This is a genomic window from Dehalococcoides mccartyi (genome assembly GCF_001889305.1).
GTDB lineage: Bacteria > Chloroflexota > Dehalococcoidia > Dehalococcoidales > Dehalococcoidaceae > Dehalococcoides > Dehalococcoides mccartyi_A.
Genome location: NZ_CP013074.1, coordinates 237,465 through 252,674, shown reverse-complemented (window position 1 = coordinate 252,674; position 15,210 = coordinate 237,465). Strand labels below are relative to the sequence as shown.

Sequence of the window (15,210 nt, the reverse complement as noted above, 5' to 3'; positions counted from 1 at the left end):
CGAAGTTGAGGCATTGCTGGCAGATTTTTGGCGCCAAGGCCTTCCCCTCCGCTAAGTGCTGGATGTCCAAGCTACCGTCTGGCGATGCCTGCGATAATGGGTATTCTTTATCGCAACAAATTCTTCCGTTTCTCACTCGCGCGTGAGCACATTCATAGAGCGTCCTCTTTTCCTTTTTACTCACCGCCACTTGCCTCCTTTGTTAATCTATCGTCAGTTACTGTCCGCTCTGTCCTACTGTCCGCCCCCACGCTTGAGTCAGCTTCAGTTTTTGGCGGACAGTATGGCGGACGGTATACGGAGCCCCCTTTATTACTGTCCGCCTGTTTTGTAGCTAAAGCGGACAGTAAGGACGGTTCGGACGGTTTTTCCTGGGATAATGGAAGAGCCATCTGCAACCCGTAGGACCCTATTAGTTTGGTAACTCTGTTCTCATCCCAGCAGATAAGGCGTTGCCGTGACTTCCCAGTCCGCTCTTTGGCAAAACCCAATCGCTTCGTCATTCTGCCAACCTTTTCCGCACTGAGTTGCTCTACTTCATCGTCAGTTTCATTGGCTTTCCTGGCCACGTTTTCAGACGTTAGTTCTTTGCCTTCTTCATGAAGCTCCATCAGCGCCGCCAGTACTCGGCCTGGGGCGCTCTCTCTTCTTCGTATAAAGAGGCTGTCCTGGAGACGGTGAACGAAGCCGGTGATTGCTTCGACCATGGAGCGGTCGCCATTAAGCATCGCTTTGAGCGGTATGAGAATCTCCTGTAAGCGGGGTTGAAGATTAGGTTCCAGCAGGTCATTGCCGAAGGTTTTACCCTTGAGCTTAATCAGGTTCGCCAGCCGGAAGGTCAATAATTTCGCCCTCAGATCATCTATCTCTTTATCGAAAGTCGGCGGTAGTACCCTGGGAATATCATCGCGCGTCAGCGACATCATCTCGGAGGTTAGGCATCTGCTTTCCAGCGCCTCGTCTTTGAAAGGGAAGCGGGTAGCGATAAGTTTCGGACCAAACACCTGGTAGCTCCGAGGAAACCACTTGCCATTTTCTTTGTCTGCCCTGAGTACGGGCATACCCGGCCGGTAACCGTTGTTCAAGAGTTTGACCATCTCCACCCAGGATGAAGAATCCTTGAAGTCGGCTTCATCCAAGACAAGAGTCCCCCGGAACTGCTCCAGAATGCGGAATATCGGTGCTGGCGTGGTAGCTCCCGACGCGAATGTCGGCCTGAAGCAGATACTGCCTACCACCTGTAGAAACCGTGTCTTGCCGGTACCCCAATCGCCTATTACCCGTAGGTAAGGTATTGAGGGAGCAAACTCATATACCCAGGTAAGAAGCACGTAGAGAGAAGAGATTTCTTCGAAGTCAGCCGGCAATTCGAGATACTTGTGAACAAAACTCCGTATCTCTTCAAACAAACGTGCCTGTGAATCATAAGGGGTGGCAGTGGGGGCAAAGTGGACGACCTCGGTTACTAGGGGATCGTCGGTGGGAAGATATATAGCCTTGGGTGTCTCGTAACGAAAGACCTTGCGCACCGAGCCGTTGACAACAATGATAAAGGCACGCTCATCCTCTTTGCTAACTACCATCTCGCCTACGGTGCCGTCATGCAGGACAAAGCCCGGGACGAATCGCTCTCTGCTCGCTGTATCATCAATCTTGAAATCAGTCGCCAGTTTCCGGGCTTCTTCAAGTGTATGGTTAAGCAGATAATCATCGATGCCAACTTTCTGATTACCTTCTTGAGGAAGATAAACGACCAGAATAGTGGCACCTTTGCGGTTGAGATGTTCGCCCAAGTGTTCGAGGGCTTTTCGTACCATCTCCTTGGAGACAATGTCAGAGTCGAAGGCGAGATAGACTAACCGATCTTTAATAGCAACGCGGTCCCAGTCCGAAAGTATAGTAATAGCACCGAACTCATTTTTACCCTTGAAGCCCCAGACACCGGTAAGCGAAATCACGCAGGCACCGTGTGTAGCCAAGGCATCGGCTTTCTTGGAGCCTTCAGTTATCCACAGCGGTGTTTTTGGATCCCCGAGCATCTGTTTGCAACGAGGAGGACAATCTAAATGATTCGATGAGCCGACAGGAGACTCGTATTTTACTGGCCGTTGCCTTGAATCCGAACGGGGGTTATCCGGGCGGTACTGATAGCCTACCTCCCCGCCATCAACTCCCCACAGGGGAATGAGGATACCGGTAGTTCTCTGCTGAGACGAGGTAAACCCCGCTTTGGCAAGCTCGTCTTTACCGAGTATGCTCCGGTAGCCTCTTTCTTTGATGACATCGAGACTAATACCGCTTCCTTCACTTAGATGAGTAAGATGCTCAGCCAGGAGTTGCGGAACAGCTTCTGAAAAAACAAGTTCAGTCATGGCAATCCTTCAGGAACGCTTTTCTACGAGGTGATTAGAATCCTGTGTTCTAGCTGCGATCTGTATATCGTTCCAAGGTCTTCAAGAAGTTTTCCAAGTACTCGGCCTTAATCCTGTTCGGAGGTGTCAAAAGATCAAAATCGGTTATATGGACATCAAGGTTACAGTTCTTTTGAAACCAGTTTGATACTTGGTAATCCTGCATGTTCATTTGCCAGACCTTACTCTTGACACGGTCCCAGAGCAGCATTAAATCTTTGTCCGAACCCAAAATTGTCTTCGCAGGTTCTTCTTTACCCAGGATTTCGTCCGGAAAAAGATCATCAGGTGCTTCATTGTCGGGCGGAGGTAGGAGTAAGACCTGCCCGGGTGGAATTTGTGCGTATCGTTGGATTTCGACCAATGAAAACGGCGCTGTCATGCTGAGGACCCGGACCGTCTTTTTCTTTCCTTCCGGCTGTACTTCCTGTTCAACAAGTTTGAGTGACAGCGGGATCATTGATAGTCTGCCGCAGGTACCGCGAATCAGTTCAAGGCTGGAATTAACATTTACAATAGAATAAAAGGAGCTGGTATCGAGCTGGTAAACGCCGAAGCCGGGACAGTCAGGCAAAAGGAATTGTAGGTTCATTACTCGGCGGCACCGTGCTACTTGATAGAAGGTACACTTGGCCGGATTACAGGTGATTTCCTTCATTTCCGTCTCAACAGAATCTCTGTTGGCAATCTCACCGGTACGGGTGTCAACCTTGGCGACTGCCGTTTCACCGTCGCCGCGGCAAACGAGTCCTCTCGATGCCGAGTAACATCTTAAATACTGGCTAGCCCATTGAGTCTGGTCATCGGTAGGGAACATAATTCGCAACTCTTTAGGCTTTTCACCAAAAACCTTCTTGACCTCTTCCGGGCAGACAAAATGATCCGTCGGGCAGGGGTAAGATATTCCGCTAGCATTTTCTTTCTTTACTCCCAGCCTTAATTTTCCCAGGCGGGGAAGCCTCACCACTCCGGTCACACCTTTGATTGGCATTGTCGTCCTCCTTCGTAATATTTGAATCGCATGACGTTTTTACTGGTTTCTTAGCTAAATCTTTCAAATATGCTTGGGCAATTATCCGTGCTAGGATCCGCAGACTATTATCGAAATCGCTAATCGTTGGTTCGGACATTGCCGCCATTCTCCTCAATGACAAACAGGTCATCGAAAGTGTATTCGGGTAAATGCTCTAGGATAAGGCGTCTTAAAACCGGCGAGGGCTCTCGTCTCCCGTTGATGATGTGAGACAAATGACTACGGGAAAAGCCTATCTTCTCTGCGAGGTCACGCTGAGAGAGGTTTTTCCTCGACATGGCAACTTCAAAAGCGACCCGGTTCAACTTTACCTTAACCATAGAGATACCTCAGAACTCATTACGCTTTCTGTAGTATACCAAAGGCTATTCATATATTGTCAATAGATAAATGTCACTGTAGATAGCATATTGATGACATTAGTGTTTGACTTGGTATACAAAAAGTGCTATTATGTTTTAAAAGGAGGTGAGGAGCTATGGTGGAGAACTTCGGTGAATATCTCCGTACCTTGAGGGTTGAGAAGAGGCTATCACTGCGGGAAGTTGAACAGCAGTCCGGCGTCTCGAACTCATACCTGGGACTCATCGAACGCGGCCAGCGACCTATACCGGGCGCAGATATCCTGAAGAAGCTCGCTCCTGTCTATGATGTGCCGGTGAGGGATCTACTCAAGGCTGCCGGGTACCTGAAAGATGAAGACATCTCTATAAGTGAGAATGATGAAATCGAGATGGCCTTCAACTACGTAATGAACGATCCCAGGTATAAATCAGGTACCCGCATCAAGGGTGGGCTTACTACCGATGTGAAGCGTTTCATTGTCGAGATGTACGAGAAAGCAACCGGTAAGAAGCTTTTACCTGGAGGATAGTCTTTGAAAAGTTTTAGCGACCTGCGCTATTTTTGTGAGTACATTGTAAAAAAATACGGCTCACCCTCAAATGCATCCGAGGAAGATAAGGCTCAAGAATTTCGCAAGATTTACCTGCGGGATTTACCGCCGGACATAAGAACACTTCGAGCTATCGCTTCGGCATGCGGTGTTTACGTTAATGGCGTCGAAAGTAAGAATTTCCCCCAAAATATAAGGGGCTATCATGACGTCTTTGATGATAAGAGAAACATCTATTACAAAAAAGGCGATACAAAAAGTGGCATAGAAAACACCGTTCTTCATGAATTCAGGGAGATGATAGAACCGGTTTTTGCCGAGTTGTACACAGATTATAGTCCATTGAGAACAAATGCTGTTCACATGGCGGCCAATAAATTCGCCACGGCTGTTCTGTTACCGAAAGAGGAATTTCGGGATAAAGTATACGAGTTAGGGTTTGATGTCATCGCTCTATCTAAGCTTTATTCAAAGAGTTGCTCTCAGGTACTTCTCAGAATGGGTGAAGTGATACAAGGAAGTGTATTTCTATACAGCGCTCTTTATGAACCGGGTCCCGAGGTCGATAGTTGGATAGTAAGTTACTGGACCGGAAGTGCCAACAACGATGATCCGGACGCTAATGTCTATGGAGCGGATGGACTGTTCCCGAGAAAGGGAAGATCTGTTGCCCCGGGTTCGATAATAGACATGGTAATTAAAACTAAAAAACCACATATGGTTCGCAGAATCACTATCCTTGATACCAGAGAAGATGATGGACTCGTAGCTATTGCCAGACCATTAGTCATTGCCGGAGATCTTGTTAAAGTGGTGTTAGTAGTGGTATTAGCACATAGTATCGGGCTTTTACAACCACAAATAGACCATAATAATCCAGTTGAAGTGGAAGAATTTCACAAGCATTTGTAATATGTTTACAAGAGAGGTGTTGGAATGGATAATCGAGTTAAGAAAGTAGCTATATACGCTCGAGTTTCTTCCGATAAACAAGACGTAGACTTGTCTATTTCAGCTCAGCTGAAAGCAATCCGTGAGTATGCTAAAAACAACGAGTATGAAGTAGTGCGTGAATTTGTGGATGAAGCCGAGACCGGCAGAACTACGGCACGTCCAGCATTCCGTGAGATGATTTCCCTGGCCCGGCACCCCCAGAAACCCTTCGATATTATTCTGGTCTGGAAATATTCCCGATTTGCTCGCAGTCGTGAAGATTCCATTGTTTATAAAGCCATGCTGCGGAAAAGCGATGTCCATGTAATCTCGATAAATGAGCCGTTCGATGATACTCCTACTGGCCGCCTTCTTGAGGCAATTATCGAAAGTCTTGATGAATTCTATTCGGACAACCTTGGGGAGGAGGTAACCAGGGGAATGCGGGAGAGTGCCGCTCGCGGGTTTTATTTATCCAGTAAACCACCCTATGGTTATCGAAAAGTTCGTTTCAAGGACGGAGAGAAAGAACACACAAAACTGGAAATCGAACCAAACCAGGCTGCCATTGTAAGTTCAATGTTTACTGATGCCCTGAAAGGAAAGGGACTTACTGAAATCGCCAAGGAGTTAAATCACAAGGGTATCGCCTCGCCTCGAGGCAAAGGATGGGGTAAAACTGCAGTACGCACTATCATGTCTAATGAAGCATATGCCGGCTCTTTTGTCTGGGGACGTAATAGTAAGCGCGGATTGGCTCCCGTCAGGGTTGAGAATGCCTGCCCAGTGATCGTGAGTCGGCAAGTTTTCGATAGTGCACAGGAATTGATCCGGGAGAGAGCTCCAAAATTAACTCATCCCAAAAGAACTTGTAGCCGCTTCCTGTTGAGTGGTTTTACTTTTTGTAGCCACTGCGGTAAAGCTATGATTGGTCAGGATGCAAAGAGTGGAAAGTATTCTTACTATGTTTGTGGCACTCTCAACAAAAAAGGTGCTGGTTCATGTCCTTCCCATTACTTCAACAGCAGATCATTTGAAGAAACGGTTGTAAAAGTAATCAGAGAAAATATATTAACTGAAGAGCATCTAAAGCGACTGGTTGAAATGGTTAATCAGGAAATGGATGTTAATTCGAGGGGTTACCAAGAAGAGCTCGATGCTGTGCTGGAAGAGATGAACGAAACTAACCGTAGATTAGAACGGCTTTATGACGCGGTTGAAACAGGCAAAATTCCGCTGGCGGACTTAGCCCCCAGAATCCATGACCTTAAATTACGCATCGAAAAGTTGCAGGAAAGAAAAATACAGATCACAAACAGTTTGTCTGACAGGAAAGTTGAACTGGCCAGTCCAGAGATAGTTAAAAGTTACGTGAAAGATATGCGCCAAATACTGCAAGAAAGTGAGCTAACAGGTAAACGAGCATTTCTCAAGGGCTTCATTAAAAAAATCGAAGTAAAGGACCGACAGGGGACAATCCATTATTGGTTACCGATCAATGGTGTATTGGAAGAAAGGATAGGAGTTCTGCCTATCGTACAGTATGGTGGGCAGTAGTGGATTTGAACCACTGACCCCCTGCGTGTGAAGCAGGTGCTCTAACCACTGAGCTAACCGCCCAAACAACTCAGGCCGATTATATCTTATAGGTAAGCTAAATTCAATGCAGCTACAGCTAGCGGTCCAGCCCCATTTTGCCGAAGGAAAGATAATACAGAAATTTATCAGCGGTGTTGCCGCTAAGGTTGCCAACACGTATCAGACGCAGATACAGATGTATAAAACCAGATTTTTCAGCCCCGTAATCTGCCTCAAGCTTAAGCTTCATATCCGCCGATGGTTTGGCGACAGTATCCGCCCAATGCTGGGCATAAAGAACTGCATTTAATTCGCCCGGAGGGCAATTCCCGAAATCACCATCCAGCAAAGCTTTTATTTCCTGCTGGGAAAGACCGCTTTCCAGTGCCATCTTGGTATGGGCGTAAGTGCAAAAACGGCACGCATTAACCCCGGTTACCGCCAGCATCAACCTTTCACGAAAAGCCGCAGATGGAAATCCGCTTATGCGGGATTCCTTTAACTTTCGGCGGTTTTTCAGAATAAAACCTATATCGGAGAAAAACTGGACGGGATTTGAATATGTACGCTTGGGGAATTTTTTCATCGTATCTAATTTTAACTTAATAACCTTTTTTTCACAAATAATCACCCCTTTAGCGATAAAATAGCCATACAGTGCATCCGCCGCACTTAATAAAACCCTGCTTTTATACGGCTAGCAACCCTTCATAGCAGCAATACGGCTGAGAGCTGTTTGTATATCTGATTCACTCAGGTCATGGTGGCAAACTGCCCTGACACGCCCGTGACTACCAGTGGTAAAAAGCATCCCTGCCTGTTTAGCTTGTACCAGAAATTTATCGGCATCCAAACCAAACGGCGGGTTAAAGATAACTATATTGGTTTGAACTGTATTCTTATCAAGCGTATGGTTGTCTATACTAAACAGACCCTCAGCCAGAGTTTTTGCCATGGCGTGGTCCTGAGCCAGACGATCTATCATAGTTTCCAGAGCCACAATACCGCAGGCTGCCAATACCCCGGCCTGACGCATACCACCGCCCAGCATTTTACGGAATTTTCTGGCCCGATTTATGGTTTCTCTGTCAGAACACAAAAGCGAACCTGCCGGTGCCGACAGCCCTTTTGACAGGCAAAAACTGACTGTATCCATACCCAAACAGAGCTCTTTAGCCGAAACACCCAAAGCCACACAGGCATTAAACAGGCGGGCACCATCCAGATGCACCTTGATACCCCGCGCCCCGGCCAGATTTGCCACCCCGGCGGTGTAGGATGGGCTTAGCACCGCTCCTCCGCAACGGTTATGGGTATTTTCCAGACAGATAAGGCGGGTCGGCGGGAAATGAAGATTTGAACTCCGGATGGCATCTTTTATATCCGCGAGGTGAATAGTTCCGTCAGGCTGGTTTGGCACAGCCCTCATAACCACTCCACCAACGGCTGATGCCCCGCCTACCTCGTACCAGAGTATATGAGATTCGCTCCCCAGTATTATTTCATCACCCGGGCGGGTTTGGGATAAAACTGCCAGCAGATTGCTCATGGTACCGCTGGGAGTAAACAAAGCCGCTTCTTTACCAGTTTTCACGGCTGCTATTTCCTCCAGACGGTTTACGGTGGGGTCTTCCCCGAATACATCATCTCCCAGAGGGGCATCACACATGGCTTTTTTCATTTCGGGGGTGGGACGGGTAACAGTATCACTCCTAAGGTCTATAATTTTCATATCTGCCTCCCCTGTTTGCTGATAATATTATAATCCATAAGGACAGGCGTAAACTGGTATTTTTTAAGGAATTAGGGTATGCTGGGTTCTTCACATGAAAGCTAAGACGTATCTCCTGTTGCTTCTCGGGGTGTTTGGCATTGCTGCGGCTTCGGTTTTTACCCGTCTGGCAGATGCTCCGCCTGTTATAATCACCAGTTTGCGCATGCTTACGGCTACCCTTTTGCTTATGCCGTTTGCCGCAGGACCAGTATATCAGGCTGTAAAACGCCTATCACGGCGAAACCTGCTGCTTATCATACTGGCCGGTTTTCTGGTAGGTATTGACCAGTTTTTCTGGGTAAGTTCTCTTGAATACACCTCCATCGCCAGCTCGGTTATTCTGGTAACTTCACACCCGGTGCTGGTAGCCGTTATGTCTTATATAATGTGGCGTGAACGGCTAAACCCGAAAGCCATAGGCGGTGTACTGGCAGCCTTCGGAGGCATGGCGTTAATAAATCTAGCCACCGCTCAGGTAGGTGAACAGGCATTTTTGGGCAACATACTGGCCTTAGCGGCTACTATACCTACTACAGGATATTTGATTATCGGCCGCCAGATGCGTAACCGTATAGATTTTCTGCCTTACATCACTCTTCTTTACGGGAGTGCCGCTTTTATACTGCTGGCGGGTGCGTTTATCAGCGGTGAAGAATTCAGCGGATATCCCGGCACTACCTACCTGATGATTTTCCTGCTGGCAGTGATTTCCCAACTGGTAGGCCACTCGTCTCTGAATATGGCTTTACGGCTGGTACCTGCTCTGGTAGTTTCAGTAGCCATACTGGGTGAACCGGTAGGTGCTATTATACTGGGATATATTTTTCTGGGGGAAGGTCTTACCCTTAATGAATTTCTGGGAGGTATGCTGGTACTAGCCGGCATACTTGTTGTTATGTTAAACCAGCCCCGCACCGAAAAAATGGAGGCTGAGACACCGCATTGAGTCCCCGTAATATTTATTCCCGTCCTGAGGTTATCGGCAAGAAAAGCATAGTCCTGGAAGGCAAAGAGGTTCACTATACACTGAGAAAAAGCCATTTTTCAGACCTCATCCGCCTGGCTATACGCTCTGCCACCGGCTTGGTAGTTACTGTTCCCCACCACTACAATATGAACGGGCTGGACGATATCCTGCTGCAGCGTTCAGCCTGGATTTTGAAACACCAGACTAAAATGAATGCCAACCGTTTTATACTTGAAGACGGACTGCATGACGGACAAAAAGTCCCCTATCTGGGCAAACTTTATACCCTGCGGATAAGAGAAGGCGGAGAAAGAGGCCACGTTAGTCTGTCTGAAAATACAATTCACTTGCTTACCGGCAGTAAATCTGCAGTCGAAGTGATGGGAAAATGGTATCGCCATCAGGCTGCCGAGGCTATTAAAGTCAGCCTTGAAAAAAATGCTGCCGCTATGGGATTAACCTTTGGCAAGCTCTCTATACGCGCTCAAAAAACCCGCTGGGGCAGCTGCACCTCAAAGGGCGATCTTAATTTTAACTGGAAACTGGCAACCATGCCGCAGCCGCTCATAGACTACGTGATAATTCACGAACTTTCCCACCGGGTGGAAATGAACCATACAGATAGATTCTGGGCAGTGGTGGAAAAGTATTGCCCAAACTGGAAAACTCTGCGTAAGCAGCTGAAAACCTACGAATAAAATACCCCCAGCCACCCGCCCGTCATAAATTATTTCTACCCCGTTTAGCCTTTGCCATTTTGGGGGGTGAAACAGGTTGACATATTTTCAATTTACCTTCAGAATAGCTTTAATATTATGCAGGGGAGGAAACTTGAAAATGTCTAAGAAAAGTTTTTCAACCGACGAAGCTAAAGCAGTAGCCAAAATACTGGGTATCACCTTTAACAAATACAACATAGAACAGTTCCGCATGGGCATGGACGTAGAGTTGGAACACGGCACCAGAGACCCGCACACCAACGTCACCAATGATGACCCGGTACTGACCGGTAAAATAGCCCTGGCCCACCTGAATGAAATAGAAGATTACTATACCCGTCTGGCTGAAATGGAAGCTGAAGCAGGAGTGGAAGACTAAAACAAGATGAGGTTCACCGAAGGGCATTTCAAAGGCTGTCAGGACTACAATTGTTACTATCAAGCCTTACTGCCAAACGGCAGTCCCAAAGCCATTGTGCTGGTAGTTCACGGTTTGGGTGAACACTCCGGCCGTTACAGCGAGCTGGCCCATTATCTGGCAGACCGAAGTTATGCCGTTTATGCTTATGATCATTTCGGACACGGCAAAACAGACGGCAAGGCCGGTTATGTATCCAGTTACGATGTATATATTTATGACCTCATCAGCGCTTTCAGCATGGTGCAGGCTAAACATCCTACTTCTAAAATATTCATTTTCGGCCACAGCATGGGCGGCCTGGTTACCGCGGCTTATGCCAGCAAGCACCAGTATGATGCCAGCGGCCTTATTTTTTCCAGCATAGCCCTCAAACCGTATACCGGCATGCCGGGTATTTTAAATCAGATTGTTAAACCCCTGTCCAAAATAGCCCCGATGCTTGGCGTACGCAAAATTGACGCTTCCACTATCAGCCACAATAAAAATATAGTCAAAGCGTACAATGAAGACCCGCTGGTACTGCACCACCGTATGAGTGCCCACATGGCAGCCGAATTTCTGCGCATTTGTCAGGATTTGCCCGATTTTCTGAAGAAAATCAGCCTGCCCAGTCTGGTTATTCACGGCGAAGAAGACCATCTGGTAAATATAAACGGCAGCCGTGAATTGGTGCAACGGATAAGTTCCAAGGATAAAACCCTGATAACCTACCCCGGTATGTATCACGAGGTATTTAATGAGCCTGACTGCCCCCAGGTCTGGAATGACCTTTTCTTCTGGCTTGAAAACCATATTTAAGGTTCTTTGGTAATTGACGCCTGTCTGACATATGTCAGCAGGCGTTTTTTATTAGAGGCAATTTGCCCAGATATTGTTAAAGAGTTCCTCTGAACCGGAGTATCTGAAATTTATCCAAATAAAAAGGGGGGCTTTGAAGCCCCCCTTAACGTTTACTACAGGGTTTACTAAAAAACTATATCTTCTTGCCCAGACGCAGAGCACCATAAGCCATAACCGCACCCATCAGGGCGGTGAGGAGCTGGGTCAAACCCATCATTCCGGCAATCTTGTCAGCTACATTCTGTTCTATAAAGAGGTTCAGAACAAGGCTGGAAGTAGCCCAAAGGAAAGCAAACTTCAAAACCGCAGCCACTCCGGCACCCAGCCAGAAACTCTTGCCGCGAAGCGTACTAAAAGCTGCAACCAGCAGAGCATTAGCCGCCATGATAAAGGGCACCATGGGAGCCATAACTACGGGTAAAAGACCGGTAGCCAAAGCGATACTGCTGGAAATAAGACCAATAGCTACTGCATTTTTCCAGCCGAGTGTAACAGCGCTGATAAACAAAACGGCGTTTACCAGTGAACCGGTCAGATACTGGTTGCCTAGCAGCGGAGCAGCGGTAGCCAGCCCCAGCATAACCAAAAAGGCAATAACAAGCTCTTTCCTAAGGCTAATACTCTGGACATTGAACATATGTTTTGTTCCTCCCGCGTATTGTTTTATTATTTGCCCTTAAACCACCGGGCGACTTGTATATTCGGTATGCAACAGTTTGTGAGAACGCTTGCCGAGCGGTTTTTCCAGATAATCGGCATATATCTTCTCTACGGAGGTGTTGTGATGAGAACACCGCTTGGGCATATTTCTGTCCTCTTCGTAAAGGGCTTCGCCGCGCTTTTTCTTCAAGCTGGAATCAAAGCGTATGGGCTGGCCTCCGCCACCGACACAACCACCGGGGCAAGCCATAATTTCTATAAAGTGATACGGTGAAGTACCCTCTTTTATCTCCTCCAGCAAGTGCCGGGCATTTCCCAGCCCGTGAGCCACCGCCACTTTAACCTCTAACCCGTCAATATTAACACTGGCTGTCTTTATGCCTTCCAGCCCGCGCACCGGCTCTATGTCCAGATTTTCCAGTTCACGTCCGGTTATCAGCGTATAGGCACTGCGGATAGCCGCCTCCATAACACCGCCGGTAGCTCCGAAGATAGTGGCCGCACCGGTGTAAAGACCCAGCAGGTCTTCGGCAGGCTCTTCTTCCAGCGAAGCAAAGTCCAGACCGGCCTCTTTTATCATGCGGGCCAGCTCGCGGGTAGTTAAGACATAATCCACGTCTTTAAAACCGCTATCATTCATTTCGGGACGCTGGCACTCAAACTTCTTGGCCGTACAGGGCATAACCGAAACATTAATAATAGTTTTGGGGTCTATACCGGCCTTTTCAGCATAATAGGTCTTGCAGACCGCCCCGAACATTTGCTGGGGGGACTTGGCGGAGGAAACGTTGGGCGCAAGCTCAGGATAATAGTGTTCCATAAACTTGACCCAGCCGGGGCAGCAGGAGGTTATCTGGGGAAGCACCCCACCATCCTTAACCCGTTCCACCAGTTCCGAACCCTCTTCCATAATGGTCAGGTCAGCGGTAAAGTTGGTATCAAATACGGCGTCAAAACCCAGACGCCTTAAAGCGGCATACATCTTTTTGGCAACCAGCGTACCTGCCGGCAAGCCCAGCTCTTCACCCAGAGAAACCCTGACCGAAGGGGCTTCCTGAACAACTACGTGTTTGGTCGGGTCTGCTATGGCCGCCCAGACAGCATCCACCGCCGAGCGTTCCTTGATAGCACCCACCGGGCAGACCAGTATACACTGGCCGCAGTTGGCACAGGCAACATTGCCCATACCCCTATCCATAGAGGTTGCCACCATGGTATCCGGACCTTTATTTATAAAACCTATGGCATTTACTGTTTGTATATCGTGGCAGACGCGGACACACCGTCCGCAGGCAATACATTTATTGGGATCACGGATAATGCTGGGGCTGGTACTGTCTATAGGCAGTACCCGCTTTTCGCTTTCTTCAAAGCGCAGCTTTTTAACTCCGCATTCAAACGCCAGCCGCAATAAGTCACAGTTCTGGTTGCGTTCACAATTAAAACAGTCCTGTGGGTGATTGGCCAGCAAAATTTCAAGTATAGTGCGGCGGGCGCGGCGGACTCTGGCAGAATGGGTATTAACCTTCATCCCTTCGGCTACCTTACGTGAGCAGGATGTAGCCAAACGGGGTTCACCCTCTATTTCCACCACACATACCCGGCAGCCGCTGTAACTTTTCAGGCCTTCGAAATAACACAGGTGGGGAATATTAATATTGGCCTGTTTGGCGGCCTGCATAATAGTCGTACCTTCAGGTACGCTTATCTGCTTGTTGTCAATATTTAGCGTAACCATACGCCTTCCTCCTTACGCACCTGCGCCAAGAATTCACCCTTGAAGTTACGGATAGCACTGGCAGCCACATTCAGGGCCACCTGCCCAAGACCGCAGGAAGCAGTATCTTTCATTACCTCATGCAGTTCCAGCAGCCACTCCAGTTCATTGCGGTTACCCTGCCCGCGGGAAAAGCGGCTCAGGATTTCAGCCGCCCGGCGAGTACCTTCGCGGCAGATAGAGCACTTGCCGCAACCCTCTTCGTCAAAGAAGTGGGCTACGTTGGAGGCTACATTGACCATACTGGTGTCGGAGTTTATAACAATAACCGCGCCTGACCCAAGCATAGTACCGGCCTTGGCCAGCGTCTTGAAATCCAGACTGATATCAGTTTCGGTCAGCAGGCTGGAAGATATGCCGCCCGGTAAAACCGCCTTGAACTTGCCGTCTACGCCCCCCCCGGCCTCAAGCAAGTCCTTCAGGTTGGTTCCCAGCGGCATTTCAAAAACACCCGGTTCTTTCACGTTGCCGGAAAGGCAGAAAAGCTTGGTACCGGGATAGTCCGGATGGCCTATTGAAGCGAACCAGTCCGCCCCGTTATTTATAATGGCAGGAACATTGCAGAGAGTTTCTACGTTGTTAACCGTAGTGGGTTTATCCATAAGCCCCACCTGCACCGGATACGGCGGGCGAGCGGCGGGAATACCTCTGTGCCCTTCAAGGGACTCAAAAAGGGCAGTTTCCTCACCGCAGATATAAGCACCGGCACTCTTGTAAAACTGAATATCCAGCGAGAAATTGCTCCCCATGATATTCTGCCCCAGAAAACCGCGTTCGGTTGCCTGGTCTATGGCTTTCTGGAAAAGCTCTATCTCTTCAGTATAAACCTCACGGGCGTGAATAAAGCCCTGGGAAGTGCCCACCGCATAAGCGGCAATAATAAAACCTTCCAGTACCATATGGGGGTCATTTTTAAGTATCAACCGGTCCTTAAAAGTGCCCGGTTCGCCCTCGCTGGCATTACAGACAATATATTTCGGGTTGGCCTTTTCCTTGCGGGTAAGCTCCCATTTGAGCCCAGTGGGAAAGGCCGCTCCCCCCCTGCCCACCAGCTTTGAGCGTTTGACCTCGGCAATCACTTCCTCCGGGGTCATAGACAAAGCTTTCTTAAGGGCCTGGTAACCGCCGTCAGCCAGATATACATCAATATCAGCTGAATTGGCAGTGTTCAGATGACGGGTAATAATCTTCACGTCTTTCAT

The 15,210-nt window shown here is 48.2% G+C and carries 15 protein-coding genes and 1 tRNA gene; 7 read left to right on the top strand and 9 right to left on the bottom strand.

All coding sequences use genetic code 11. The annotated features are described in order from the left end of the window. Window positions 1-176: 176 nt before the first annotated feature. The 3 genes from ASJ33_RS01315 to ASJ33_RS01305 all read right to left on the bottom strand — a co-directional run bounded on the left by ASJ33_RS01315 (window position 177) and on the right by ASJ33_RS01305 (window position 3,722). Window positions 177-2,372 (bottom strand): DUF3854 domain-containing protein, encoded by a 2,196-nt coding sequence (locus ASJ33_RS01315; protein WP_072555477.1) that lies wholly within the window; start codon window positions 2,370-2,372, stop codon window positions 177-179. Between the two features lie 49 nt (window positions 2,373-2,421). Beyond that, window positions 2,422-3,402, bottom strand: coding sequence for a hypothetical protein (locus ASJ33_RS01310; RefSeq protein WP_072555475.1), 981 nt, complete (start codon window positions 3,400-3,402; stop codon window positions 2,422-2,424). A 119-nt stretch (window positions 3,403-3,521) separates the two neighbouring features. After that, on the bottom strand, window positions 3,522-3,722 hold the full coding sequence (locus ASJ33_RS01305; protein WP_236886641.1) for a helix-turn-helix transcriptional regulator: 201 nt from the start codon (window positions 3,720-3,722) through the stop codon (window positions 3,522-3,524). Window positions 3,723-3,922: 200 nt separating this feature from the next. Between ASJ33_RS01305 and ASJ33_RS01300 the strand changes: the two genes are divergently transcribed. From ASJ33_RS01300 to ASJ33_RS01290, 3 genes are read left to right on the top strand one after another with little or no spacing between them, the layout of a single operon-like run. Continuing rightward, complete coding sequence (locus tag ASJ33_RS01300; protein ID WP_012984054.1) at window positions 3,923-4,318, top strand: helix-turn-helix domain-containing protein; 396 nt, start codon at window positions 3,923-3,925, stop codon at window positions 4,316-4,318. A gap of 3 nt (window positions 4,319-4,321) precedes the next feature. After that, on the top strand, window positions 4,322-5,251 hold the full coding sequence (locus ASJ33_RS01295; protein ID WP_072555471.1) for a hypothetical protein: 930 nt from the start codon (window positions 4,322-4,324) through the stop codon (window positions 5,249-5,251). 24 nt (window positions 5,252-5,275) lie between these two features. Continuing rightward, window positions 5,276-6,829, top strand: coding sequence for a recombinase family protein (locus ASJ33_RS01290; protein WP_072555469.1), 1,554 nt, complete (start codon window positions 5,276-5,278; stop codon window positions 6,827-6,829). Here the strand turns inward: ASJ33_RS01290 and ASJ33_RS01285 are convergent. From ASJ33_RS01285 to ASJ33_RS01275, 3 genes are all read right to left on the bottom strand, one after another. Further along, a tRNA-Val gene (locus ASJ33_RS01285) sits at window positions 6,817-6,892 on the bottom strand. The two genes, ASJ33_RS01290 and ASJ33_RS01285, sit on opposite strands and share 13 nt — an antisense overlap. Before the next feature lie 55 nt (window positions 6,893-6,947). Next, window positions 6,948-7,436, bottom strand: a complete 489-nt coding sequence (locus ASJ33_RS01280) for a carboxymuconolactone decarboxylase family protein (protein WP_041330448.1) — start codon at window positions 7,434-7,436, stop codon at window positions 6,948-6,950. Window positions 7,437-7,547: 111 nt separating this feature from the next. Then, window positions 7,548-8,582, bottom strand: coding sequence for a GntG family PLP-dependent aldolase (locus ASJ33_RS01275; RefSeq protein WP_041330445.1), 1,035 nt, complete (start codon window positions 8,580-8,582; stop codon window positions 7,548-7,550). A 94-nt stretch (window positions 8,583-8,676) separates the two neighbouring features. On the opposite strand from ASJ33_RS01275, the gene ASJ33_RS01270 reads away from it, so the two are divergent. From ASJ33_RS01270 to ASJ33_RS01255, 4 genes are all read left to right on the top strand, one after another. After that, window positions 8,677-9,570, top strand: a complete 894-nt coding sequence (locus ASJ33_RS01270) for a DMT family transporter (protein WP_041330444.1) — start codon at window positions 8,677-8,679, stop codon at window positions 9,568-9,570. Beyond that, on the top strand, window positions 9,567-10,289 hold the full coding sequence (locus ASJ33_RS01265; protein ID WP_041330443.1) for a M48 family metallopeptidase: 723 nt from the start codon (window positions 9,567-9,569) through the stop codon (window positions 10,287-10,289). Before ASJ33_RS01270 ends, ASJ33_RS01265 begins: the two co-directional genes overlap by 4 nt. Window positions 10,290-10,428: 139 nt before the next feature. Further along, window positions 10,429-10,689 carry a DUF5661 family protein gene (locus ASJ33_RS01260; RefSeq protein ID WP_012881507.1) on the top strand — a complete coding sequence of 87 codons (261 nt, stop codon included), beginning with the start codon at window positions 10,429-10,431 and terminating at the stop codon, window positions 10,687-10,689. Between the two features lie 6 nt (window positions 10,690-10,695). After that, the gene (locus tag ASJ33_RS01255) at window positions 10,696-11,529 is read left to right on the top strand and encodes an alpha/beta hydrolase (RefSeq protein ID WP_023651834.1); all 834 of its coding nucleotides are present in this window, start codon (window positions 10,696-10,698) and stop codon (window positions 11,527-11,529) included. A 175-nt stretch (window positions 11,530-11,704) separates the two neighbouring features. On the opposite strand, the gene ASJ33_RS01250 is transcribed toward ASJ33_RS01255, so the two are convergent. Genes ASJ33_RS01250 through ASJ33_RS01240 form a run of 3 tightly spaced genes read right to left on the bottom strand, consistent with a single transcriptional unit; the run spans window position 11,705 to window position 15,210 of the window. Next, entirely contained in the window at window positions 11,705-12,208 is a 504-nt protein-coding gene (locus tag ASJ33_RS01250; protein WP_041330441.1) for a hypothetical protein, read from the bottom strand. A 39-nt stretch (window positions 12,209-12,247) separates the two neighbouring features. Then, window positions 12,248-13,969, bottom strand: coding sequence for an NADH-dependent [FeFe] hydrogenase, group A6 (locus ASJ33_RS01245; protein ID WP_023651831.1), 1,722 nt, complete (start codon window positions 13,967-13,969; stop codon window positions 12,248-12,250). Then, a complete protein-coding gene (locus ASJ33_RS01240; protein ID WP_012881503.1) occupies window positions 13,957-15,210 on the bottom strand; it encodes a complex I 51 kDa subunit family protein in 1,254 nt (417 codons plus the stop codon). Before ASJ33_RS01240 ends, ASJ33_RS01245 begins: the two co-directional genes overlap by 13 nt.

Coding starts and splice junctions, on each gene's coding strand:
- ASJ33_RS01315 (WP_072555477.1), bottom strand. CDS start 2,372: ATGACTGAACTTGTTTTTTCAGAAGCTGTTCCGCAACTCCTGGCTGAG.
- ASJ33_RS01310 (WP_072555475.1), bottom strand. CDS start 3,402: ATGCCAATCAAAGGTGTGACCGGAGTGGTGAGGCTTCCCCGCCTGGGA.
- ASJ33_RS01305 (WP_236886641.1), bottom strand. CDS start 3,722: ATGTCGAGGAAAAACCTCTCTCAGCGTGACCTCGCAGAGAAGATAGGC.
- ASJ33_RS01300 (WP_012984054.1), top strand. CDS start 3,923: ATGGTGGAGAACTTCGGTGAATATCTCCGTACCTTGAGGGTTGAGAAG.
- ASJ33_RS01290 (WP_072555469.1), top strand. CDS start 5,276: ATGGATAATCGAGTTAAGAAAGTAGCTATATACGCTCGAGTTTCTTCC.
- ASJ33_RS01280 (WP_041330448.1), bottom strand. CDS start 7,436: ATGAAAAAATTCCCCAAGCGTACATATTCAAATCCCGTCCAGTTTTTC.
- ASJ33_RS01275 (WP_041330445.1), bottom strand. CDS start 8,582: ATGAAAATTATAGACCTTAGGAGTGATACTGTTACCCGTCCCACCCCC.
- ASJ33_RS01270 (WP_041330444.1), top strand. CDS start 8,677: ATGAAAGCTAAGACGTATCTCCTGTTGCTTCTCGGGGTGTTTGGCATT.
- ASJ33_RS01260 (WP_012881507.1), top strand. CDS start 10,429: ATGTCTAAGAAAAGTTTTTCAACCGACGAAGCTAAAGCAGTAGCCAAA.
- ASJ33_RS01255 (WP_023651834.1), top strand. CDS start 10,696: ATGAGGTTCACCGAAGGGCATTTCAAAGGCTGTCAGGACTACAATTGT.
- ASJ33_RS01250 (WP_041330441.1), bottom strand. CDS start 12,208: ATGTTCAATGTCCAGAGTATTAGCCTTAGGAAAGAGCTTGTTATTGCC.
- ASJ33_RS01245 (WP_023651831.1), bottom strand. CDS start 13,969: ATGGTTACGCTAAATATTGACAACAAGCAGATAAGCGTACCTGAAGGT.
- ASJ33_RS01240 (WP_012881503.1), bottom strand. CDS start 15,210: ATGAAAGACGTGAAGATTATTACCCGTCATCTGAACACTGCCAATTCA.